General features: G+C 74.0%; 22 protein-coding genes. 15 read left to right on the forward strand and 7 right to left on the reverse strand.

What is annotated here, in order from left to right:
• Positions 1-61 precede the first annotated feature (61 nt).
• The 9 genes from ACIF8S_RS14610 (at position 62) to ACIF8S_RS14650 (ending at position 11,451) form a co-directional block, all read left to right on the forward strand.
• Positions 62-2,425: a SpoIIE family protein phosphatase gene (locus ACIF8S_RS14610; RefSeq protein WP_399999807.1), complete on the forward strand. Its 2,364-nt coding sequence runs from the start codon at positions 62-64 to the stop codon at positions 2,423-2,425.
• 102 nt (positions 2,426-2,527) lie between these two features.
• The gene (locus ACIF8S_RS14615; RefSeq protein ID WP_399999477.1) at positions 2,528-2,917 is read left to right on the forward strand and encodes an STAS domain-containing protein; all 390 of its coding nucleotides are present in this window, start codon (positions 2,528-2,530) and stop codon (positions 2,915-2,917) included.
• Between the two features lie 69 nt (positions 2,918-2,986).
• The gene (locus ACIF8S_RS14620; protein WP_399999479.1) at positions 2,987-3,886 is read left to right on the forward strand and encodes an STAS domain-containing protein; all 900 of its coding nucleotides are present in this window, start codon (positions 2,987-2,989) and stop codon (positions 3,884-3,886) included.
• On the forward strand, positions 3,883-4,296 hold the full coding sequence (locus ACIF8S_RS14625; RefSeq protein WP_399999481.1) for an STAS domain-containing protein: 414 nt from the start codon (positions 3,883-3,885) through the stop codon (positions 4,294-4,296). The genes ACIF8S_RS14620 and ACIF8S_RS14625 overlap by 4 nt, the downstream gene beginning before the upstream one ends.
• Positions 4,296-4,739, forward strand: coding sequence for an anti-sigma regulatory factor (locus ACIF8S_RS14630; RefSeq protein WP_399999482.1), 444 nt, complete (start codon positions 4,296-4,298; stop codon positions 4,737-4,739). Before ACIF8S_RS14625 ends, ACIF8S_RS14630 begins: the two co-directional genes overlap by 1 nt.
• Entirely contained in the window at positions 4,739-5,806 is a 1,068-nt protein-coding gene (locus ACIF8S_RS14635) for a SpoIIE family protein phosphatase (protein WP_399999484.1), read from the forward strand. The genes ACIF8S_RS14630 and ACIF8S_RS14635 overlap by 1 nt, the downstream gene beginning before the upstream one ends.
• On the forward strand, positions 5,803-7,521 hold the full coding sequence (locus ACIF8S_RS14640; RefSeq protein ID WP_399999485.1) for a PP2C family protein-serine/threonine phosphatase: 1,719 nt from the start codon (positions 5,803-5,805) through the stop codon (positions 7,519-7,521). The genes ACIF8S_RS14635 and ACIF8S_RS14640 overlap by 4 nt, the downstream gene beginning before the upstream one ends.
• A 260-nt stretch (positions 7,522-7,781) precedes the next feature.
• A complete protein-coding gene (locus ACIF8S_RS14645) occupies positions 7,782-9,155 on the forward strand; it encodes an NAD(P)/FAD-dependent oxidoreductase (RefSeq protein ID WP_399999808.1) in 1,374 nt (457 codons plus the stop codon).
• 61 nt (positions 9,156-9,216) lie between these two features.
• Positions 9,217-11,451 carry an FUSC family protein gene (locus tag ACIF8S_RS14650; RefSeq protein WP_399999487.1) on the forward strand — a complete coding sequence of 745 codons (2,235 nt, stop codon included), beginning with the start codon at positions 9,217-9,219 and terminating at the stop codon, positions 11,449-11,451.
• A 622-nt stretch (positions 11,452-12,073) separates the two neighbouring features.
• Here ACIF8S_RS14650 and ACIF8S_RS14655 read toward each other — a convergent pair.
• From ACIF8S_RS14655 to ACIF8S_RS14670, 4 genes are all read right to left on the reverse strand, one after another.
• Positions 12,074-12,502 (reverse strand): hypothetical protein, encoded by a 429-nt coding sequence (locus ACIF8S_RS14655; RefSeq protein WP_399999488.1) that lies wholly within the window; start codon positions 12,500-12,502, stop codon positions 12,074-12,076.
• 28 nt (positions 12,503-12,530) lie between these two features.
• Positions 12,531-12,773 (reverse strand): DUF5133 domain-containing protein, encoded by a 243-nt coding sequence (locus tag ACIF8S_RS14660; RefSeq protein WP_399999489.1) that lies wholly within the window; start codon positions 12,771-12,773, stop codon positions 12,531-12,533.
• Between the two features lie 51 nt (positions 12,774-12,824).
• Positions 12,825-13,679: a SigB/SigF/SigG family RNA polymerase sigma factor gene (locus ACIF8S_RS14665; RefSeq protein WP_349796821.1), complete on the reverse strand. Its 855-nt coding sequence runs from the start codon at positions 13,677-13,679 to the stop codon at positions 12,825-12,827.
• Positions 13,680-13,887: 208 nt separating this feature from the next.
• A complete protein-coding gene (locus tag ACIF8S_RS14670; protein ID WP_399999491.1) occupies positions 13,888-14,331 on the reverse strand; it encodes an ATP-binding protein in 444 nt (147 codons plus the stop codon).
• 146 nt (positions 14,332-14,477) lie between these two features.
• Here ACIF8S_RS14670 and ACIF8S_RS14675 point away from each other — a divergent pair, with 146 nt between their 5' ends.
• The 3 genes from ACIF8S_RS14675 to ACIF8S_RS14685 all read left to right on the forward strand — a co-directional run bounded on the left by ACIF8S_RS14675 (position 14,478) and on the right by ACIF8S_RS14685 (position 17,042).
• Positions 14,478-14,711: a hypothetical protein gene (locus tag ACIF8S_RS14675; protein WP_399999492.1), complete on the forward strand. Its 234-nt coding sequence runs from the start codon at positions 14,478-14,480 to the stop codon at positions 14,709-14,711.
• Between the two features lie 73 nt (positions 14,712-14,784).
• Positions 14,785-16,275, forward strand: coding sequence for an aminotransferase class I/II-fold pyridoxal phosphate-dependent enzyme (locus ACIF8S_RS14680; protein ID WP_399999493.1), 1,491 nt, complete (start codon positions 14,785-14,787; stop codon positions 16,273-16,275).
• 314 nt (positions 16,276-16,589) lie between these two features.
• The gene (locus ACIF8S_RS14685) at positions 16,590-17,042 is read left to right on the forward strand and encodes a cyclic nucleotide-binding domain-containing protein (protein WP_399999495.1); all 453 of its coding nucleotides are present in this window, start codon (positions 16,590-16,592) and stop codon (positions 17,040-17,042) included.
• A 179-nt stretch (positions 17,043-17,221) separates the two neighbouring features.
• Here ACIF8S_RS14685 and ACIF8S_RS14690 read toward each other — a convergent pair whose 3' ends face one another.
• Together ACIF8S_RS14690 and ACIF8S_RS14695 are read right to left on the reverse strand one after the other, a co-directional pair.
• On the reverse strand, positions 17,222-18,520 hold the full coding sequence (locus tag ACIF8S_RS14690) for an MFS transporter (RefSeq protein WP_399999497.1): 1,299 nt from the start codon (positions 18,518-18,520) through the stop codon (positions 17,222-17,224).
• A 70-nt stretch (positions 18,521-18,590) separates the two neighbouring features.
• The gene (locus ACIF8S_RS14695) at positions 18,591-19,211 is read right to left on the reverse strand and encodes a LysE/ArgO family amino acid transporter (protein WP_399999498.1); all 621 of its coding nucleotides are present in this window, start codon (positions 19,209-19,211) and stop codon (positions 18,591-18,593) included.
• Between the two features lie 70 nt (positions 19,212-19,281).
• Here ACIF8S_RS14695 and ACIF8S_RS14700 point away from each other — a divergent pair, with 70 nt between their 5' ends.
• Positions 19,282-20,178, forward strand: a complete 897-nt coding sequence (locus ACIF8S_RS14700; protein ID WP_399999809.1) for a LysR family transcriptional regulator ArgP — start codon at positions 19,282-19,284, stop codon at positions 20,176-20,178.
• Here the strand turns inward: ACIF8S_RS14700 and ACIF8S_RS14705 are convergent.
• Positions 20,144-20,881, reverse strand: a complete 738-nt coding sequence (locus ACIF8S_RS14705; RefSeq protein ID WP_399999499.1) for a TetR/AcrR family transcriptional regulator — start codon at positions 20,879-20,881, stop codon at positions 20,144-20,146. The genes ACIF8S_RS14700 and ACIF8S_RS14705 overlap by 35 nt on opposite strands.
• Before the next feature lie 138 nt (positions 20,882-21,019).
• Here ACIF8S_RS14705 and ACIF8S_RS14710 point away from each other — a divergent pair, with 138 nt between their 5' ends.
• Positions 21,020-22,240: a saccharopine dehydrogenase family protein gene (locus ACIF8S_RS14710; RefSeq protein ID WP_399999500.1), complete on the forward strand. Its 1,221-nt coding sequence runs from the start codon at positions 21,020-21,022 to the stop codon at positions 22,238-22,240.
• Positions 22,241-22,347: 107 nt separating this feature from the next.
• The gene (locus ACIF8S_RS14715) at positions 22,348-22,605 is read left to right on the forward strand and encodes a WhiB family transcriptional regulator (RefSeq protein WP_024885931.1); all 258 of its coding nucleotides are present in this window, start codon (positions 22,348-22,350) and stop codon (positions 22,603-22,605) included.
• Positions 22,606-22,652: the final 47 nt, after the last annotated feature.

A 22,652-nucleotide genomic window follows, 5' to 3' on the forward strand; every position in this document is an offset into this window, starting at 1 on the left:
AGGCGTGGGTGACGTGAGCATCCAGGAGCACGTGAACGAACCACCGCCCGAGGAGAAGGAGATGGAGCTGCGGCGGCCGTCCGGTCCCGCCGGCGTGGCCGCGGACTCCCCCGTGGGCCGGCTGGCGGCCACCGTGGACCGGCTCAGCCGTGAGGTGCGGGCCGCGCAGGCGGAGGCCGAGGGGCGGGCGCTGATCGAACTCGCCAAGGGCATCCTCGTCGAACGCCTGGGGTGCGGGCCCGCGCAGGCCGCACGGCAGCTGGCCGAGCTGACCGAGCAGGCCGGGACGAACCCGCTGGAGTTCGCGGTCGAGGTGATCAACCAGGCCGCCCGGGACCGGATGTCCGAGGTGACCGACGCCTTCCTGGCCGCCACCCGGGCGGCCGGTGAGGCGGACCCGGCGGCCGTACGGCTGCGGGCGGCGGAGAGCGGCGCGCTCGCCGCCGACGACACCCAGGCGGTGGCCGAGTCGCTGCTGGAGCAGGCGCTGCGTCCGCTGGGCGCGGTGGCCGTGGCGATCTGGGCGGCAGGCGCCGACGGGTCGCTGACCCTGGCGGGCAGTGCCGGGTTCTCCCCCGCCGAGGCGGCGCGCTGGTACTACGTGCCGCCGGACGTGGCGACGGTCGCGCGGTACGGCCTGGCCGAGCGTGACGGCCTGTGGATCGAGTCGCTGTCCGAGCGGGGGCTGCCCAGCGTGGGGCGGCACCACCACCCGGACGGCGGCCGGGCCGCCGTGCCCGCCGGCACCGGCGGGCGGGTGTACGGGGTGCTGGAGATCGTCTGGCCCACGCCGCTGCCGCAGCAGCCGCCGCAGATCGTGCGGCAGGTGGAGGCGCTGGCCGAGCTGTGCGCGCACACGCTGGAGACGTTCACCGTGCCGGACGACCCCAGCCGGCCGCCGCGGGTGCTGCCGGACGCCGCGGAGCTGATGGACCTGGCCGACGGTCTGTACGACCCGGCCCTGGTGCTCGTGCCGTACCTGGACGAGTCGGGGAACCTGCTCGACTTCCGCATCCAGCACGTCAACAGCCGTTTCCTGGACCCGGCGGGCCGGCCGCGCGGCATGGTCAGCGGCGCGCTGCTGCTGGAGGCGTACCCGATGGCCGCCGGGGAGAGCGAGCTGTTCCAGCGGATCGAGCGGGTGTACGCCACGGGTGAGCCGTTCCGGGCCCGGCGCATGCATCTGACCGCGCTGGTCGACCAGGTGCCGCTGTCGGCGATGGCGGACATCAGCGTCAGCCGGCACGGCGCGGGGATCCTGTTCATCTGGCGGATCGAGGACGAGACGGCCCGGCTGGCGAGCCTGCTGCAGCACGCGCAGCGGCTCGGCCGGATCGGCGGGTTCGAGGAGAACCTGCTGACCGGGGAGATCACCTGGAACGGCCAGCTGTTCGACCTGTACGGGCGTCCGGAGACCAGTCCCCCGGTGCCGCTGGAGGACCTGCCGGCGCACGCCCACCCGGACGACGCCGTCGCCATCGGCCGTTTCCTGCGCACGGTGCTGCACCACCGGCGTCCGGCGTCGGCGGCCTTCCGGCTGCAGCGTCCGGACGGGGTGACCCGGCACATCCGGGTGGTCGCCGAGCCGGTACTGGACACCGACGGCCGGCTGCTGACCATACGGGGCGCCTACCAGGACATCTCGTCGCAGCACTGGACCGAGGTGGCGCTGGCGGCGACCCGCGACCAGCTCGCCCACACCGAGCAGCACGCGAGCGAGCGCGACCGGCTGGCGCTGCAGCTGCAGCGCGCGATCATGCCGCCCACGCAGGCGCCGTTGCAGATCCCCGACCTGGACGTGGCGGTGCGCTACCGGCCGGCGGAGGCGGAACAGCTGGTGGGCGGCGACTGGTACGACGCGGTGGTGCTGCCGTCCCGGCTGGTACTGCTGTGCGTCGGCGACGTCGCCGGTCACGGCATCGAGGCGGCCACCAGCATGGTGGTGCTGCGCAACGCGCTGCGCGGGCTCGCGGTCACCGGCGCGGGCCCGGGGCAGCTGTTGTCGTGGCTGAACATCGTGGCGCACCATCTGACCGGCGGAGTGACGGCCACGGCGGTCTGCGGTCTGTACGACCCGGCCACCCGCACCCTGCGGTGGGCGCGGGCCGGTCATCTGCCGCCGGTGCTGGTGCGCGGTTCCGAGGCGGCGCCGCTGCCGGTCGTGCGGGGCCTGCTGCTGGGCGCGGTGCCGGAGGCGCAGTACGAGGAGTCGGAGGTGCAGCTGGCCGCCGAGGACAACCTCCTGATGTACACGGACGGGCTGATCGAGCGCCGGGACCGCTCGGTGGAGGAGTCGCTGACGCACCTCCTCACCACCGCGGCGACGGTGCCGGGCTCGCTCGACCAGCGGCTGGACCGGCTGCTCACGTACAGCAGGTCGGACACCGACGACGACACCTGCATCGTGGGAATCCGGGTGGGATAGGTCACCCGGACGGGCGATCCGACGGACGGAGGCATGAGAGGGCGGTTCGGGGGTACGCGCGGCTGCGCGACGAAGAGCTTGATCACCTTGTTGGAGGTACTCGTGCCCATTGCCCAGGAACCGTTGTCCGTAGAGGTGACACTCCCGCGTGAGGATGTGGCCCTTCTGACGGTGGAGGGCTACTTGGACGTCGACACGGCGACCGAGTTCCAGCACCATCTGGCCAACCAGCTGCACCACGGCCGCCGGCACTTCCTCCTGGATCTGTCGGCGGTCCCCTTCATGGACTCCTCCGGTATGAACATCATCCTGCGCGTGTACCAGGAGGCGCGGGACCTTCCGGGGAGCGTCCACATCATCTCCCCCACCCCGGCCGTGCGCCGGATTCTCGACCTGACGGGCGTCAGCATCACCGTGCCCGTCTCGGAGAGCGTCGACGAGGCGCTGGAGCGCGTCGACGCGCCTCAGGCCCCGACCGGGCCCGAGGCCTGAGCGGGACCGCCCCGCCCGGTCCCGGCACGGGTCCGGGCGTCCGTGTACGACGAGGAGGAGAGCAGACAGGTGCCGGAGCACGAAGCGGACGCGACCCACGGAACCCCCGCCGGGGAGGTCGGTGACTTCCTGCGGCGGCTGCGGGAGCAGATCGCCCAGCGGTGGGCGGACGAGCCCCTGTTCCGCACGGTGTTCACCGTCTCCCGCGACGAGGCGGTGGACGCGGGCCGGGTGATCGTGGACGCGCTCGCCCAGGTGGCCGACGCGCAGCGGATCGAGGACCCGGACGCCGCGGGCTTCACCGGGGTCCGCGAGCAGCTCGCGCGCATGGGGGCGGCCCGCTCCCGCGCGGGGCTGTCCACGACACAGGTCTCCAGCGAGCTGGCCGCGCTGCTGCCGCCGGTGGAGAACCTGCTGGTGGCCGACCTGGAGCAGCGGGACCCGGAGTGGCGGCGCGAGTGCACGACCGCCCTGAGCGTGCTGATGGGCACACTGCGGCTGGTGACGATGCAGACCGCGCTCAGCGAGAACCAGGCCCTGATCGACCGCCAGCGGCTGCAGCTGCTGGAGGTGGCGACACCGGTGATCAAGCTCTGGGACGGGATCGTCGCGGTCCCGCTCATCGGGACGCTGGACAGCGCCCGCAGTCAGGTGGTGATGGAGACGCTGCTCAACGCGGTCGTCGACCAGCACGCCCGGTTCGCGATCCTCGACATCACCGGGGTGCCGACCGTCGACTCGCTGGTCGCCCAGCACCTGATGAAGACGGTCGCCGCCGCCCGGCTGATGGGCGCGGAGTGCGTGGTCTCCGGCATCCGTCCGGCGATCGCGCAGACCATCGTGCACCTGGGGCTGGACCTCGGCACGGTCAAGACCCGGGCGAGCCTCGCCGACGCGCTCGGGTACTGCCTGCACGAGCTGGGCGCGAACATCGTGAACGCCCCGGCCGAGGGTGCGGTCCGGCGGTGAGCGAGCACTTCGCCCGCCCGGTCGCGGGACACGTGCCGGTGCTCCGGCTCGGGGACGTACTGCTGGTCACCCTCCAGGGCGACCTGCACGACAGCATGGCGTCCCAGCTCCAGCAGGACCTCGCCGAGACGATCGCCGCCAGCCGGGTCACCGGCGTGGTGATCGACATCTCCGGGGTGGAGATCGTCGACTCCTTCCTCGGTCGGGTGCTCGCCGAGACGGCGGCGCAGACCGAGCTGCTGGCCGCGCGGACCGTGGTGGCGGGCATGCGTCCCGCCGTGGCCATCACGCTGGTGGAGCTGGGCCTGACGTTCCCGGAGCTGCGCACCGCGCTGACCACCGAGGCGGCGCTGGAGCTGCTGGCGCAGCCGATCGTCGCGAACCGGACCGGCGGAGAGGGGAGACCGTGATGGACACCGCCTCGGACGTCGAGGCGCGGCTGCCCATCCGGTCGGACATGGACCTCGCGTGGGTACGCCAGCACGTACGGCAGGCCGCCACCCTGGTCGGCTTCGGACTGGTCGACCAGACGAAACTGGTCACAGCCGCGAGCGAGCTGGCCCGCAACACCCTGGTGCACGGCGGGGGCGGCGTCCTGGAGACCTCGCGCGTCACCGCCGCCGACGGGACGGCCGGGCTGCGGCTGACCTTCTCCGACGAGGGCCCCGGGATCCCCGATCTCGACCGGGCGCTCAGCGACGGCTACACCTCCGGCGACGGCCTGGGCATGGGACTGGGCGGGTCCCGGCGCCTGGTGCACGACTTCGAGGTCGACAGCACCCCGGGCTCGGGAACCACCGTGCGGGTCACCTCATGGGTCACCCGGCCGGTCCGTCCGCGCGGAGGTGGGTGATGCCGCGGCTGTGGCACGTGCCGGTGCACGACGCGACCCGGGTGCGTGACGTACGGGTCGCGGCGGAGCAGGCCGCCACGCGGGCCGGGCTGGACGAGCAGCGCCGGGCCGCGTGCGCGCTGGTGGCGACCGAGCTCGCCACCAATCTGCTCAAGCACGCGCAGGCGGGCGAGGTCGTCGTCGACGTGGTCGACCCGGCGGTGCTGCCGGAGGGACGGCCGGGGCAGGCCGTGCAGATCACCGCCCTGGATCACGGGCCGGGCATCGCCGACGTACCCGGCGCGCTGAAGGACGGCTTCACCACCAGCGACTCGCTCGGCGCGGGCCTCGGGACGTGCCGGCGGCTCGCCGACGCGTTCGGACTGCACAGCGTGCCCGGCCGCGGCACCGTCGCCGTGGCCCGTATCGGCCCCGCCACGGCCGGACTCGTCCCCGGGGAGGACCCCGCGCGGTCGCTCGGCGTGCACGCCGGCGGCGTCAACATGCCCTTCGCGGGCGCCGAGCTGTCGGGGGACGCCTGGTCCTGGGTGCGCTCCGGCGACCGGGTGACGCTGCTGCTGGCGGACGGGCTGGGCCACGGCGCGGAGGCCGCCCGCGCCTCCACCGCCGCCGTCGAGGAACTGCGGCACGGCTCCCGGCTCCCGCCCGCCGAACTCCTGCAGCGGCTGCACACCGCGCTCCGCGGCACCCGGGGAGCGGCCGTAGCCGTCGCCCAGCTGGACACCTGGACCGGCCGGCTGCGGTTCGCCGGCATCGGCAACGTCACGGCACGGCTGCGGGAGGGCGGGCGCTGGCGCACCCTGCTGTCCCGGCCCGGCATCGTCGGCGCGCACCGGCCCCGCACGGTGCGCGAGGACGAGGTCGCCTGGACCCCGCAGAGCCTGCTGATTCTGCACACGGACGGACTGCCGGGCCGCTGGACGCCGCCGCCGGACACCGGTGTGCCCCCGGCCGACCCCGCCGTGACGGCCGCCGTGGCCGTGCGGGACGCGGGCAGCGCCGCGCGCCCGGTGCGGGACGACACCGCCGTCGCCGTGCTCGCCCCCGTACCGGAGGCTCCTTCATGACGCGTGCCTGGCGGATCACGACCGTCACCGACGCGGCCCGCGCCCGGATCGCCGTGGCGCGGCTGGCCGCGGCCTGCGGCGTGCCCACGGTGGAACGGACCCGGCTGGCCACGGCCGTCGGCGGACAGCTGCGCCAGTGCCTCACCAAGGGCGGCACCTGGCTGCTCACCCTGGAGACGACCGGCGGGGACGCCGGGCCGGGTGAACTGCACGTCGTGGTCGTACCGGCCCCGGACGGGGCCGCCGAGGAGCGCACTCCGTGGACGACGGGCGTGCCCTGCCCCGACCCCGGCCGGGCGTCCGGCCCCTGCCCGGTGCCGGACGAGCCGGCCGCGCTGTCGGAGGGGCTGCTGGGCGCCGACGAGGACACCTCGGTGGTGCTGGACGAACTGGCCGAGCAGGAGGGGCTGGTCGCCTTCCACCGGGAGGAGCTGCACCAGACCAACCAGGGCGTCCTGGCACTGCACGCCGAGCTGGACGCGGCCGGGAGGGCGCAGCGGGAGGCGTTCGCCGCCGAGCGCCGGGCCCGTAACGAGGCCGAGAACGCGCGGCGGCGGCTGACGTTCCTCGCGGACGCCAGCGCCGAGCTGACCGCGTCGCTGAACCACGACGAGATCCTGCGCCGGCTGCCGGAACTGCTGGTGCCGCGGTACGCCGACGGCGTGGACGTCTGGTTGTTCGACCACGAGGACGGCCGGCCGCTGCCCGCCGACCATCCGGGCGCAGCCGTGCAGGCGGCCCGCACCGGGCGCCCGCAGTACGCCGCCGACCACCCCGGCAACCTCCCGGGCGTGGAGGACCGGCCGCCGTCGGCCCTGGCTCCCGACCGGCCGCTGCTGTGCGTGCCACTGCTGACGCCGCGCCGCGCGCCGCTGGGGGTGCTGACGCTGTCGCCGCAGGGCGAGCGCTGGGACCCGGACGACGCCGTCATGCTGATCGAGCTGGCCCGCCGGGCCGGGATCGCCCTGGACAACGCCCGCCGCTTCGAGCACAACCGGGACATCGCCGAGACGCTGCAGCGCGCCCTGCTGACGGAGCTGCCGTCGACGCCCGGCGTGGGCCTGGCCGCGCGCTACCTGCCCGCCACGCGCGGCCTGAACATCGGCGGCGACTGGTACGACGCCTTCCAGCAGCGGGACGGCAGCCTGGTCACCGTCATCGGCGACGTCACCGGGCACGGGCTGCACGCGGCGGTGATGATGAGCCAGCTGCGCACCGCGCTGCGTGCCTACGCCGTCGACGGCGACAGCCCGGGACGGCTGCTGACCCGGCTGCACGGGTACCTGCGCCAGCTCCAGCCGGACCTGTTCGCCACGGCCGTCATCGCCCGCTTCCACCCGGACGACCAGACGCTGACATGGGCTGCGGCGGGCCACCCGCCGCCGGTGCTGCGGCTGCCGGACGGTGAGGTGCGGACCCTGGACGCCAAGCCGGGCGCGATGCTCGGCATCCCGCTGAGCCAGGACATCGCGGACCACACCGAGCGGCTGACGCCCGGCTCGACGCTGGCCCTCTACACGGACGGGCTGGTCGAGCGGCGCTCGCAGGGCATAGACCCGGGCATCGAACGCCTGGGCGCGGCCCTGGCGTCGTTCGACCGCGCGGAGCTGGACACGGACCTGGAGGAGGCGGCGGACCGCGTCCTCCACCCCCTCCTCAGCGACAGCGAACGCGACGACGACGTCTGCCTGCTCCTCTGCCACCTCCGCGGCTGAGGCCGCGGACGTCCGAAACCACCCCGCAGGTCCCCGCAACCGTCCCACGGCGCCCGAGCCCTCGTTTCCGACGGGGTCGAAACACCGCCGAGCCGCGCGGACATGCCTCCGGGGTGGGCCGCCGCCGGGCGGAGGGGGGCGTCGCCCTGTGTGGGGGCTTCCCGGTGCGGTTCGGCGCGGGGGCGGGCATCGTGGAGCTGAACAGGGGCACGCGTCAGACATCGACGTTCGAGGCGGACCGCCTGAAGCCGCACGAAGGGATGGACATCGTGACACGACCCAGGATCCTCGTGGTGGGCGCCGGTTTCGCCGGTGTGGAGTGCGTGCGGCGGCTGGAGCGCAGGCTCACCCCGGACGAGGCGGAACTGACGCTGGTGACGCCGATGTCCTACCAGCTGTACCTGCCGCTGCTCCCCCAGGTCGCCTCCGGGGTCCTGACCCCGCACTCGGTCGCGATCTCCCTGCGGCGCAGCTCGAGGTACCGCACCCGGATCATCCCGGGCGGCGCGATCGGCGTGGACCTCAAGGCCAAGGTGTGCGTCATCCGGACCATCAACGGCGACATGGTCGACGAACCGTACGACTACATCGTGCTCGCGCCCGGCAGCGTCACCCGCACGTTCGACATCCCCGGCCTGACCGACCACGCCTTCGGGCTGAAGTCGCTCGCCGAGGCCGCCTACCTGCGCGACCACGTGATCTCCCAGCTCGACCTGGCCGACGCCTGCCTGGACCCCCGGGAGCGCGCCTCGCGGCTGCAGTTCGTGGTCGTCGGCGGCGGCTACGCGGGCACCGAGACCGCGGCCTGCCTGCAGCGGCTGACGCACGCCGCCGTGAAGCGCTACCCGCGTCTGGACCCGGGCCTGATCAAGTGGCACCTGATCGACATCGCGCCCAAGCTCATGCCCGAGCTGGGCGAGAAGCTCGGGCGCAGCGCCCAGGAGATCCTCACCCGGCGCGGCATCGAGATCTCGCTGGGCGTGTCCATCGCGAAGGCCGGCGCGGAGGAGGTCACCTTCACCGACGGCCGGGTCGTGCCCACCCGCACGCTGATCTGGACCGCCGGGGTGGTGGCCAGCCCACTGATCGCCACGCTCGACGCGGAGACCGTACGCGGCCGGCTCGCGGTCAACGCGGACATGCGGCTGCCCGGCCACGACGGGGTCTTCGCGCTCGGCGACTCCGCCGCGGTGCCGGACCTGGCCAAGGGCGACGACGCCGTGTGCCCGCCGACCGCGCAGCACGCGCTGCGGCAGGGCCGGCACGTCGCGGAGAACGTCATCGCCACCCTGCGGGGCCGGCCGACCCGCCCGTACGTGCACCAGGACCTCGGGCTGGTGGTGGACCTCGGCGGCACCGACGCGGTGTCCAAGCCGCTCGGTTACGAGCTGCACGGCCTGCCCGCCCAGGTGGTGGCCCGCGGCTACCACTGGTCGGCGCTGCGCACCGGCGTCGCCAAGACCCGTGTAATGACCAACTGGCTGCTGAACGCGGTGGCCGGTGACGACTTCGTGCGCACCGGTTTCCAGGCGCACCGGCCGGGGAATCTGCGCGACTTCGAGTACCTGGACGCCTACCTGACACCGGAGCAGGTGCGGGCGCACGTCGCGGAGGCGGGCCGGTCGGCTCGGTGACCGGGCCGCGGCGGCCCGCTCGGACGCAGGGAACAGGAACGACGGGGGAGAGTGCGCGGGCGTGAAGGCGGCGGGACGCTCGGTGGGCGCACGGGTGCGCGACCATCTGGCGGCGTCCGACCCGGGGCTGCTGCGGCTGACGGCCGGGCTGCGGACGGTGGGGGCGATCGCGCTGACCCTGGCCGTGCTCGCCCCGCTCGGCCTCGACATCACCCACATGGTGGCGGGCGCGATGACGTCGATGGCCGCCACCTTCGCGATCCGGGAGCGGCAGCGCCGTGCCCAGGCCGTCACGCTGGCCGTCGGGCTGCCGGTGGCGCTGGCGTCGGTGTCCGCGGGCGCGCTGCTCAGCGAACGCGTGTGGATCGGTGACGTCTTCGCCGTCGCCCTGATCTTCTGCGCCGTCTACGGCCGCCGGTTCGGCGACCGCGGGATGTCGCTCGGCCTCATCGGCTTCCAGATGTACTTCGTGTCGCTGTTCGTGGGCGCCACCCCCGGGCAGCTCCCGGGGCTGTGGGCGGTGATGGCGGTCGGCTTCGCGTCCAGTGCGATCGTGCGCTTCGCCGTCGTACCGGTGACGCCCACCGGGCTGCTCGAGCGGCTGCGCGAGGCGTTCCGGGCGCGGATGGCCCGTCTGGTGTCGGCGCAGCTGGCGCTGCTCGACGCCGGTCCGGACGAGGTCGACAAGGCGCTGGAGGAAGTGCGGGACGGCACCGCGCGGCTGCACGAGACGGCCCTGATGATCCAGAGCCGGCTGGAGGCGGGCACCCCCGACGAACCGACCGCGCGGCTGGTGCAGCGCCGCATCGCCGACGCGGAGATCGCCGCCGAGCGGCTCGGACTGCTCCTGCTGTCCGCCCGCAGCGCCGAACGGGCGGACACGCTGACGCTGCACCTGCCCGGCGCCCCGGCGCCGGAGGTCGGCCGGATGCCGGGCCCGGAGGAGGCGACCGCGCTGCTGCGCCGCGACCTGCTGGCGCTGAGCACGGTGGTGCTGCGGTCCGGGCCGTCCGGCACCGGCGTGGCCCAGGTCCGCAACCGTCTGCTCGGCTACCGGGACGAGGAGAACCTGCCCGCCGGCTCGGCGGCCGTGCGGGACGTGTTCCGCGGGATCGGCGAGACGGCGCGGGCGGTCATGGGGCTGCGCATCGCCCTGGACGGTCCGCAGGACGAGTCGGACGACAGTCCGGCGACGGCCCGCTCCCGGGAGGAACTGGACGCCGAGGACGCCGCCATCGACGCGGAGGAGACGGAGGAGGAGGGCGAGGAGCCGAAGGGGCTCGAGCGGCCCACCACCCGCGCCGCCGTGCAGGTGGCGGTGGGCTCGACGCTGGCCATCGTCGGCGGTGAGCTGCTGTCCACGGACCGCTGGTACTGGGCGGTGCTGACCTGCTGGATCGTCTTCATCAACACGGCGTCCACCGGGGAGATCCTGGTCAAGGGCTACCGGCGGCTGCTGGGCACGGTCTTCGGCGTGGTCGCCGGCATCATGCTGGCCGCGCTGGTCGGCGGGAACACGGCGGCGGCCTTCGCCCTGGTGCTGGTGCTGATCTTCGCGATGTTCTACACGGCACCGCTGTCCTACACGCTGATGTCGTTCTTCGTCACGGCGATGCTGGGGATGCTGTACACCCTGCTGCACACCTACAGCTGGGAGGTGCTGCTGCTGCGGGTGGAGGAGACGGCGCTGGGCGCGGTCTGCGGGGTGGTGGCGGCGGCGCTGGTGCTGCCGGTGCACACCGACCGGCGCACCAACGAGCTGCTGGTCACCGTGCTGGAGCGGCTGTCCGAGGTGACGGACGCGGCCGTGGGGCAGCTGAGCGGCGGCCTGCCGGCCGATCTGCTGGACAAGGCGCGGGAGCTGGACCAGGCGCTGGGTGACCTGCGTTCGGCGACCAAGCCGCTGACGCATCCGGTCACCCCGCTGCGGGCCCGGCGCACCAACGCGCGGTACGTCGTGGCGCTGCTGGAGACCTGCGCGTACCACGCGCGTGCGCTGGCGGCGACGGCCGAGCTGCTGCCGACGCATCCGTCGATCGCGGCGGATCCGCGGCTGCGGGGCGCGGCGGGGCGGACCGTGCGGAACATCGACACGATCACCGCGCGGGTCGCCGACGACGAGGTCACGGCGCCGGTCGAGACGGGCCCGAGCATCGCGTCCCTGCTGGCGGGCGACGACGCCGCCCGCTACGGGCGCATCACCGGCCGCGTGCTGCGCCACCTGGAACGCCTGGACGAGGCGGTGGTGGGCCTCGCCCGCCCCCTGGACGTCCCCGTCACGGCCCCGGACCACTGACGCACGGGGCCGCGCGCACGGCATCCTCCAGGGGGGTGCTGGTGGCTGACCGGGTGCGCCGCCGTCGTGGCCGCTCGCGCAGTTCCCCGCGCCCTACGGATGCGTCCCGACCGTCGCCCCTCAGGGGCGCGAGGGCCGCGGGTGGCACGGGCGGTGCGGCCCCCGTCGCCGTTCGGCGGGCGCGGGCACACGCAGGCCGGGAGGCCAATTTCCCGCGCCCCTGCGGATGCGTCCCGACCGTCGCCCCTCAGGGGCGCGAGGAACTGCGCGACCAGCCCCCACCGGACCGCGGGTGGCACGGGCGGTGCGGCCCCCCTCGCCCCTCCTCGCGGGCGCCGGGAAACCGGAACAGCGACCACACAAGCCCGGACCGCAGTTCCCCGCACCCCTGCGGATGCGTCCCGACCGTCGCCCCTCAGGGGCGCGAGGAACTGCGCGACCAACCCCCCACCGGACCGCGGGTGGCACGGGCGGTGCGGCCCCCCTCGCCCCTCCTCGCGGGCGCCGGGAAACCCGAACAGCGACCACGCAGGCCCGAGCCCTCGGCCCCGCAGCGCACGACGGCGCCGGGGCCGCGGAGGGAGTCGCGGCCCCGGCGTCGCGCGGGGGGAGGAGGGAGGGGTCAGAAATCGGTGGGGAGGCCGCTCGCCTCGGCGATGCCCCGCAGCTCCTCGTTCTGGCGGTGGCGGTCGCGGATGAAGTCGGCGATCTCGCCGAGCCGGGAGGGGTCCGCGGCGGTCGCCGCGTCGGTGACCACCCGGACCGGCCCGGTGTCGTCGACGTCGAGCTCGACCACCTCGTTGTCCAGCCGGCCGGTGACCGCCGTGGCGATGACCAGGGCGGCCTCGTCGCGGACCTCCTGCGGGAGCTCCTCGTCGCCGCCGTCCAGCGCGAGGTCGACGCCCGACAGGCGGTGCTCGTCGATGGCCTCGAGGACCGGCTCCACCACCTGGAGCAGAAGCCGGTAGTCCTCGGTGTCCATGCGCACCCGCAGCAGATCCAGGTAGACGTCCACGGGGCGGTCGTCCGGGGTGAACTCGGATTCGCTCATGGGCCTCGGGTTCCCTTCCCGCGCCGGGTCATACTGCGGCCGGCGCGACCGTTGCGGTGGATTCCCTCTCGTCCGGCGCCAGCCAGGCGCGCGCCGTGGCGAGCGCCTGCCGTACCTCCCGCGTGCCGGTCGACACGCACAGGGTGTAGGCCAGATCGGCCAGCCGCGCGTCCGGCGTGGGGGTGCCCGCGACGGGGGCGGTACGCGTCGCCGTCAGGGCCTCGTACTCCTCGACGAGGCGGCGCAGCACGGCGGGGTGGGGCTTGAGCATCTGGGTGCTACTCGCTTTCGGGGCGGTGTGGGGGGTGGTGAGCAGGATCGTTCAGTCGGTGGGCCGGGCGGCGCGGCGGCCGGGGCGCTGCCCCAGGACGTCGGCGCGGACCCGGGCGCAGCTGCGGCTGATCAGCCGGGAGACGTGCATCTGGGAGATGCCCAGCCGGTCGGCGATCCGGCTCTGGGTCATGTCCTCGAAGAAGCGCATGTAGAGGATGGCCCGCTCGCGCTCCGGCAGTCGCCGCAGTCCCTCCTTGGCCGACTCGCGGTCGACCACGACGTCGTAGGAGCCGTCGGAGGTGCCGAGGGTGTCGGCGAGGCTGTAGCCGTCGTCGTCGGAGGACAGTTCGGCGTCCAGCGACAGGGTGCTGAAGCTCTCCAGCGCCTCCATGCCGGCGGACACCTCCTCCTCGGTCAGCCCGGTGTGGGCGGCGATGTCCGCGACGGAGGGCTCGGGGCTGCCGGGGTTCTGGGTGAGCTCGCGGCGCGCCACGCGTACCTTGTTGCGCAGTTCCTGGACCCGGCGGGGCACGCGCAGCGCCCACATGCGGTCCCGGAAGTGGCGCTTGACCTCGCCGGTGATGGTGGGGACGGCGTAGCTCTCGAAGGCCCCCCGGTCCGGGTCGAACCGGTCGATGGCCTTCACCAGACCGAGGGCGGCCACCTGGCGCAGGTCCTCGATGGATTCGCCGCGGTCACGGAAGCGGCCGGCGATCCGGTGGGCCATGGGCAGCCAGGCGGTGACGAGCTCGTCCCGCACCGCGTCCCGTTCGGGTCCGTCCTCGAGGGACGCCAGCCGGGAGAAGAGGGTCGTGGTGTCGGGGGCGTCGTCGTGCCGCCGGCGGGTTGTGGCGGCGGTCGTTCCGGAGGAGCCGGGACGAGAAGCGGACGTGTCAATGAGCATTGCGGATTCAGCTCCCGAACGGTGGTTTCAGGGATCTACCGCGGGGCGGTCGTCGCGGGGCACCCGGAGGGGTCCCGCGGCGGTCGTACCCGTCCCGCCGGCGCGCCTCCGGTCCGAAGCACGAACCTCCGATTGCCCCCGGTCCGGTAGAACAAACTCCGCTTCTTCGCGGAAATTGCCAGGGGCTCGTGCACCCGCCGGGAAGGGGTCAGACGAGGGAGACCAGGGCGGTGATGCACTTGCCGCCGGCGGGCAGGTCGGACACCCGGACGTCGCGGGCGAGCCGGCACACGATGGGCCACCCGTGACCGCCGGGGCGGCGCCGTTTCTCGCCGTCGGCGGCCGGTACGGCCACGGGCAGGGCGTCGCTGCGGTCGCTGACGGACAGGCGGATGCCGGGGCCGCTGACGTCGACCTGGAAGTCGGTGACTCCCCCGCCGTGCAGGATGGCGTTGGTGGTCAGTTCGGAGGCGACGAGGAGGGCGTCCGCCAGGGCGTCGGTGTCGCAGGGGGTACGGGTGGCCAGGCAGCGTTCGGCGACCGCCCGCACCACGGCCTCCCGCACCTCGGCGGGCCGGGACGGACACGGCGGCTCGGCCCGGAGCGTGCCGGGCGACTGCACAACGGATTCGGTGAGGTGCTCCTCGCGCATTCTGCGGCTCCCTGTCGGTCGGTTCGTCGACGGTCTTTTGCCTCGGACCTCCCTTTTCGGCTCACCTGTCCCGGTTCCGGCAAACCTCCCGGACGCCTCCCGCCCCTCCTGTCATGCGAACGGGCCGCCGGGGGTACCCGGGCCGCATGACGGATGTGGTGGACTCGGACGAACTGCTGCGGCGGATCCAGCGGGCCCGTGCCTGCGCGGCGCAGGAGGAGCGGGCGTGGCGGGCCCGGGGCGAGCAGCTCGGCGGCGAGGGCGGTCCGGAGGATCCCGGCGCGGCGCGCGACGCCGAGGTCCGCACGGTGGCCTACGGAGTGGTGCTCCGGGTGCTGGACGAGATCCTGACGCCGGGGCGGCACACCGACCGCCCGTGACTGGCCGGCCGGCACCGGGGCGGGTTCCCGGGTCGGCTGATTGACACCACGGGCGTCGGGCACCCGACGGCCCATGACTGTCGACCATCACCGGGCCCCGGTGCTCGAAGCCCTGGAGGACTACCACCGCAGCGGACGGCTCGGGTTCACGCCCCCCGGCCACAAGCAGGCGCGCGGAGCCGATCCGGCGGTGCGCGAGGTGCTCGGGGACTCCGTGTTCCTGGGTGACGTGCTGGCCACGGGAGGTCTGGACGACCGCCTCACCCGGGGCCGCGTGCTTCAGTCGGCGCAGGAGCTGATGGCCGACGCCGTGCACGCCGACCACACCTTCTTCAGTACGTGCGGCAGCTCCTTGTCGGTCAAGGCCGCGATGCTGTCGGTCGCCGGCCCGCACGAGAAGCTGCTGATCGGGCGGGACGCGCACAAGTCGGTGGTGTCGGGGCTGATCCTGTCCGGCATCGTGCCGGTCTGGGTGGAGCCGCGGTGGGACGCGGGGCGGCATCTGGCGCATCCGCCGTCGGCGGAGGAGTTCGAGCAGGCCTTCGAGGCGCATCCGGACGCGCGCGGCGCCCTGGTGACCAGCCCGACGCCGTACGGCGGCGCCGCCGCGCTGCGGGACATCGCCGACGTCTGCCACCGGCGCTCGCGTCCACTGATCGTGGACGAGGCCTGGGGCGCTCACCTGCCCTTCCACCCCGATCTGCCGTCCTGGGCGATGGACGCGGGCGCCGACATCTGCGTGACCAGCATCCACAAGATGGGCAGCGGTCTGGAGCAGGGGTCGGTGTTCCATCTGCGCGGCGATCTGGTGCCGCCCGCGCTGCTCGGCATGCGCGCCGACCTGCTGGGCACCACCAGCCCCTCGGTGCCGATCTTCGCGGGGCTGGACGGCTGGCGGCGCCAGATGGCGCTGCGTGGCAAGGATCTGATGGGGTCGGCCCTGACGCTCGCGGGCGAGGTGCGGGCGGCGATCGAGGAGATCGACGGCATGCACGTCAACGACCGGGACGACTTCTGCGGCCCGGGCCTGGCGGACGACTTCGACCCGCTGCCGTGCGTCATCGACCTGGAAGAGCTGGGCGTCTCGGGCTACCGGGCCGCGGACTGGCTGCGCGAGCACCGGGCGGTGGACGCCCACCTGGTCGACCACCGGCGCATCGGGGCGCAGATCACCCACGGCGACGACCGGGAGACGACCGGCGAGCTGTTGTCGGCGCTGCGGGATCTCGGGCGGGCGGCGCCCGACCTGCGCGGGGGTCCCGAGGTGGCGGTGCCCGCGCCGGGCGAGCTGCGGATGGAGCAGGCGGTGCTGCCACGGGACGCGTTCTTCGGTCCCACCGAGGACGTGCCGGTCGAGGAGGCCGCCGGACGGGTCGCGGCCGAGATGATCACGCCGTATCCGCCGGGGATCCCGGCCGTGCTGCCGGGCGAGCGGTTCACCGGGCCGGTGCTGCGGTACCTGCGGACCGGGCTCGCCGCGGGGATGTACCTGCCGGACCCGGCGGACCCCGACCTGAACACGGTGCGGGTCGTCGCCCGGGACGCGCACCAGGGCGCGGGGTGAGCCGGGACGCGGCTCCACGGAAGGGCCGGCGTTCCGGGTGAACGACGTCACGCCCCCCGATTACGCGAACCTTTGGTGAATGGTTTATCGTTCACTCATACGTGGTGGCGGGGTCGACCCCCATCCCCCGGACACCACCGCTTACGGCCCTGGCTGGCTTCCCCCGTCCAGCCAGGGCTTTTTCATGCCCGGACACGGGCGGGCGGTCCGCCGCAGGGGCCGGATCCGGCCCCGACGTGCCCCGAACGGCGGCAGCGGCTGAAATGAACTTAGGGAAAGCACCCGGACCGCATCCCGGCGAGGAGCCCCGCCCCATGACCAAGCCGATCAAAATCCTGACCGCCCTCCCCCCTCCCCAGCGCGCGCGCCTCATGGAGCTCGCCGAGGAGGTGTACTTCCCGGAGGACACCCGCATCTTCGACTACGGAGGCACCGCCGACCGGTTCTGGGTGATCCGCTCCGGCGCGGTCTCGCTGGACCTGGAGCTCAGCGATGTCCGGCGGGTCACGGTCGCCGGCCTCGGCGCGGGCGACCTGCTGGGCTGGTCCTGGCTCTTCCCGCCCTACGAGTGGGACTTCGGCGCGGTGGCGTTCAGCCCGGTGCGCGCCTACGAGTACGACGCCGCTGCCGTGCTGCGCCTGTGCGATGAGGACTCGGCGCTGGGGCTGGCCCTGGTCCGCTGCGTCGCCGAGGTGCTGGCACACCGGCTGGAGTCGACCCGAGGCCAGCTCATGCACCAGTACGCGACCCGCGGCGGAGTCCCGTAACCCCGGCCCGTACACGACCCCGCCCTGGAGTACCGCAGCCCGACCCCACACGCCGCCACCGGACGAAACCCGAGGAGCGCCCGCCGCACCCCCGAGCGCAGGACACTCCGCCCCCGCCGACGGCGACGCACGGTGCGGAACGCGCTCCCCCTCGCCCCGCGCCGCGCGCAGGCGCCTCCTCACACGCGATAGCGGCGCAGCGCCGGCATCGCGAAGGCCAGGGTCAGCATCAGGGCGACGACCAGGATGCCGCCGCCCGTGACGGCCGCGCGGGGGCCGAAGGCCGTGCCGGCGGTGCCGTGCAGGACGTCCGCCAGACGGGGTCCGCCCGCCACCACGACGGTGAACACGCCCTGCATGCGGCCGCGCATCTCGTCGGTCGCGGCGGACAGCAGGATCGCCCCGCGGAACACCATGGAGACCATGTCGGCGACCCCGGCGAGGGCGAGGAAGGCGACCGCGATCCAGAGGCTGCCGCTCAGACCGAACCCGGCGACGGCCAGGCCCCAGACGACCACCGAGCCGATGACCATCCAGCCGTGCCGGCGGGCCCGGGAGAAGGTGCCCGAGAACAGGCCGCCCAGCACCGCGCCGAGCGGGATCGCGGCGAACAGCAGGCCCAGGGCGAACCCCTCGCCGTAGGGCGCGTACGTCTCGGCGGCGAGCTGCGGGAACAGGGCGCGGGGCATGCCGAGGACCATGGCGACGATGTCGGCGAGGAACGACAGCATCAGGACCGCGTGGCCCGATATGTAGCGGAAGCCCTCCAGGACGCCGCGCAGTCCGGCGCTCCCGGCCTTGGCGGCGGTGAGCGGCGGCAGGGCGGGCAGCCGGTACACCGCCCAGACGGTGACGCACAGGGCGAGGGCGTCGATCAGGTACAGCTCGGCCAGCCCGATCACGGGGATGAGGGCGCCGGCGAGCAGCGGCCCGGCGATCTGGCCGGTCTGCATCACGGTGGAGCCGAGCGCGTTGGCGGCGGGCAGCTCGTCCGCGGGGACCAGGCGGGCGATGGAGGCGCTGCGGGCGGGGGCGTTCAGCCCCCAGAAGGCCTGCTGGAGGGCGAGCAGCAGCATCAGCGTCCACACGGACTCCAGGCCGATGAAGGCCTGCACCCAGAACAGCACCGAGGTGACCGCGATGCCGCTGTTGGTGAGCAGCAGCAGTTTGCGGCGGTCCATGCTGTCGGCGATCGCACCGCCCCACAGCGCGAACACGATCAGCGGCAGCAGTCCGGCGAGGCTCGCGGTGCCGACCCAGGCGGAGGAGCCGGTGATGTCGTAGATCTGCTTGGGCACCGCGACGGCGGTGAGCTGGCTGCCGACGGCGGTCACCACGGTGGAGACCCACAGCCGGCGGTAGGCGGGGCGGCGCAGCGGGCGGGTGTCCATGGCGAAGCGGCGCCATCCGCGCGGCCCGCTCGCCCCCGTCTCCGTGTCGTCCGCCCGGGATTCGGTACTGCTCTCGCTGGTGTCCACGACCGTCCTGGTTGGTGCATACATCCATTGGCCGGGACTCACTATCGCACCCCTCGGTGCGCGAGCGTCCTCAGGCTCCGAGGAGGAGCGTCACACCGAGGACGACCATGGTGGCGGCCACCAGGCCGTCGAGCACCCGCCAGGCGGCCGGACGGGCCAGGAGGCGGGCGAGCAGCCGGCCGCCGAAGCCCAGCGCGGCGAACCAGCAGAGGCTGGCCAGCGCGGCCCCGAGGCCGAAGGTCCAGCGCAGCGGGCCGTGGTCGGCGGCGACCGAGCCGACCAGGAACACGGTGTCCAGGTAGACGTGCGGGTTGAGCCAGGTCAGGGCGAGGCAGGTGAGGACGGCCCGGCGACGCGAGCCGGCCGCGTCACCGCCCCCCGCCTCCAGGCCGGCACCGGCCGGGCGGAACACCCTGCGGGCGGCCAGGGCGCCGTAGCCGAGGAGGAAGACGCCGCCGATCCAGCCCACCACCGTCAGCGCCGCGGGCCAGGCCACCACCACGGCGCCCACGCCGCCGACACCCAGGGCGATGAGGAGGGCGTCGGACAGGGCGCAGATGCCGACGACGGCGAGCACGGCGTCCCGGCGGATCCCCTGGCGCAGGACGAAGGCGTTCTGCGCGCCGATGGCGACGATCAGGGAGAGTCCGGTGCCGAAACCGGCGGCGGCGGCGGTGAATGCGCTGGTCATGGCGTCGAAACTAAGCCGGACGCCGGGGTGCAGTACAGCTGATGATTCTTACGTACCCTTAGCTGCCGTGATGGAAGACCTTCCGCTGGACCAGGTTCGGACGCTGCTCGCGGTGGTGGACGAGGGGACGTTCGACGCGGCGGCCGCCGCACTGCACGTGACGCCGTCGGCGGTCAGCCAGCGGGTGAAGGCGCTGGAGCAGCGCACCGGGAGGGTGCTGCTGCTGCGGACCCGGCCGGTGCGGCCCACCGAGTCCGGCGAGGTGCTGGTGCGGCTGGCCCGCCAGGTGGCCCGGCTGGAGCGGGACGCGTACGCGGAGCTGGGGCTGAGCGGCGCCGGGGAGCCGACCCGGGTGTCGGTCGCGGTCAACGCGGACTCCCTGGCCACCTGGTTCCTGGACGCCCTGGTCCGGCTGCCGACGCGGTCCCGGCTCTGCTTCGAACTGCGCCGGGAGGACGAGTCCCACACGGCCGCGCTGCTGCGCGAGGGGTCGGTGATGGCCGCGGTGACGTCCTCCCCCGACCCGGTGCCGGGCTGCTCGGTGCGGTACCTGGGGCGCATGCACTACCTGCCGGTGGCGCACCCGGAGTTCGCGGCGGAGCTGCTGACGGAACCGCTCGCGGAGTCGGTGCCGGCGGCGCCGGTGGTGGTGTTCGACCGGCGGGACGACTTCCAGGACGGTTTCGTACGCCGGCTCACCGGCGGTCGCACGGGGGCGAGCGCCCTGCGCCATTACGTGCCGACCTCGGAGGGGTTCGCCGAGGCGGTGGCCGCGGGTCTCGGCTGGGGCATGGTGCCCGAGGCGCAGGCGGTGCCGCTGCTGCGGGCCGGGCGGGTCACGGTGTTCGCCCCGGGCCGGGAGGCCGACGCGGCCCTGTACTGGCAGCAGTGGAAGCTGGACTCCCCCGCCCTCGCGGCGGTCGCCGACGCGGTCACGCGGACGGCCGCCCGGGCTCTGCACCCCTGACCCCGAGCCCCGCCAGGTCCCGCTCCGCGCTCGCCAGCAGCATGTCCAGCGCCGTGGGGTAGGCGCTGGTGACCATGCGGGCGGCGAGCAGCGGGGCCGTCTCGGCGATGCGCGGGTGGGTGGCGGCAGGCAGCCGGGCGTAGGTCGAGCGCCACATGTCCTCGTCGGCCCGCCGCACGGCGTCGGGCAGGGCGAGGGACGCGGCGTCGAGGGCGGCGAACGCCAGCGTGGTGTCGATGAAGGCCTGGTAGACGCGGACGGTGTCGTCCGGCGGGAAGCCGGCGGTGCGCAGGACGTCCAGGACCGCCTCGTCGGCGGCGAGTTCGTTGGCCCGGCCGGAGACCCGGCTCGCGGTGAGGACCGCCGCCTGCGGGTGGGAGACGTACGCGGCGTGGATGCGCAGCCCGAGGCCGCGCAGGTCGTGGCGCCACCGCCCGGTGGGGTGCCAGCCGTCGAGCGCCTGGCCGATCAGCGCGTCGCCGATGGCGAGGGTCAGGTCGTCCATGCCGCGGAAGTAGCGGTAGAGCGTGCTCGGGTCGCAGTCCAGGGCGAGTCCGAGCCGGCGGGCGGTCAGGCCCGCGCTGCCGTGCTCGCGCAGCAGACGCAGCGCCGCCTCGACGATCAGCCGCTCCGACAGCACGACACCGCCCTTGGTGGGCCTGCGGCGCCGCCGCCGCTCCTCGGGGACCACACGCTTGGCCATCGCCGCTCCCGCCGCACTTCCAGCCTTATGCCAACGCCATTGACCTTACGTCGCCGTGCGGCGTTTCATCACGTCAGGGGCCCCGCAGAACGTTCCGGATCCGTGCGGATCCATGAGGAAGGAAGGGAGTGCTCCGTCATGCGTGTACTGCTGGTGGGAGCGGGCGGCGTGGGTACCGCCGTCACCCGGATCGCGGCCCGGCGGCCGTTCTTCGACCTGATGGTGGTGGCCGACTACGACCCGGCGCGGGCCGAGGCGGCGGTCGCGGCGCTCGGCGCGGACGGCGGCCGGTTCCACGCCGAGCGGGTCGACGCCGGCGACGAGGCGCAGGTGACGGCGCTCCTGGAGCGGCACGACTGCGACGTGCTGCTGAACGCGACGGACCCCCGGTTCGTGATGCCGCTGTTCCGCGCGGCCCGGACGGGCGGCGCCACCTATGTCGACATGGCGATGTCCCTGTCCCGCCCGCACGGCGAGCGGCCCTACGAGGAGTGCGGGGTCAAGCTGGGCGACGAGCAGTTCGCGCAGGCCGACGAGTGGGCCGGGGCCGGGCAGTTGGCGCTGGTCGGCATGGGCGTGGAGCCCGGGATGTCGGACGTGTTCGCCCGGCACGCGGCCGACGAACTCTTCGACGAGATCGACGAGATCGGTGTCCGCGACGGCGCGAACCTCACGGTGGACGGCTACGACTTCGCGCCGTCCTTCAGCATCTGGACGACGATCGAGGAGTGCCTCAACCCGCCCGTGGTCTACGAGAAGGACCGCGGCTGGTTCACCACCGAACCCTTCAGCGAGCCCGAGGTGTTCGACTTCCCCGAGGGCATCGGCCCGGTCGAGTGCGTGAACGTGGAGCACGAGGAGGTGCTGCTGGTGCCCCGCTGGGTGGACGCGCGCCGCGTCACCTTCAAGTACGGTCTGGGCCGCGAGTTCACGGACACGCTCCGCACGCTGCACCTGCTGGGCCTGGACCGCACCGAGCCGGTGACCGTGCCGGGCCCCGACGGCCCCGTGCGGGTCTCGCCCCGGGACGTCGTCGCGGCCTGCCTGCCGGACCCGGCGACGCTCGGCGACCGGATGCACGGCAAGACCTGCGCGGGCACCTGGGTGCGGGGCACCAAGGACGGCGCGCCGCGCGAGGTGTACCTGTACCACGTGGTGGACAACCAGTGGTCGATGAGCGAGTACGGCTGCCAGGCCGTGGTGTGGCAGACGGCCGTCAACCCGGTGATCGCCCTCGAACTGCTGGCGACCGGCGCCTGGTCCGGCTCGGGCGTACTGGGCCCCGAGGCGTTCCCCGCGCGTCCCTTCCTCGACCTGCTCACCGCCTACGGATCTCCGTGGGGGCAGCGCGAGCAGTGACCGTTTCCCCGTGGATCGCGCTGTTTGACCGCCACTTGACAGGTCACCCGAAAGGAAGCAAGGCATCCGAAAGGGTGCGCACCGACTCCGGACGCAGGTGACTTTCGATGGACAACTGGCGGCACAGCGCGGCCTGCCGGACCGAGGACCCCGAGCTGTTCTTCCCGATCGGCACCTCCGGTCCCGCCCTGATGCAGACCGAGCAGGCCAAGGCGGTCTGCCGGCGCTGCCCCGTGCAGGAGCAGTGCCTGGAGTGGGCCCTGGAGACCGGGCAGTCCATCGGGGTGTGGGGCGGCACTAGCGAGACGGAACGCCGTGCGCTCAAGCGGCGTATCGCGGCGCGCCGTTCGTCGCGCGGGGCGTGAGGCGCGGGATCCGGCGGTGAGGGTGTGACGGCGAGAGTGTTGTCCGT

The organism is Streptomyces sp. NPDC085937, from assembly GCF_044540535.1.
Taxonomy (GTDB): Bacteria; Actinomycetota; Actinomycetes; order Streptomycetales; family Streptomycetaceae; genus Streptomyces.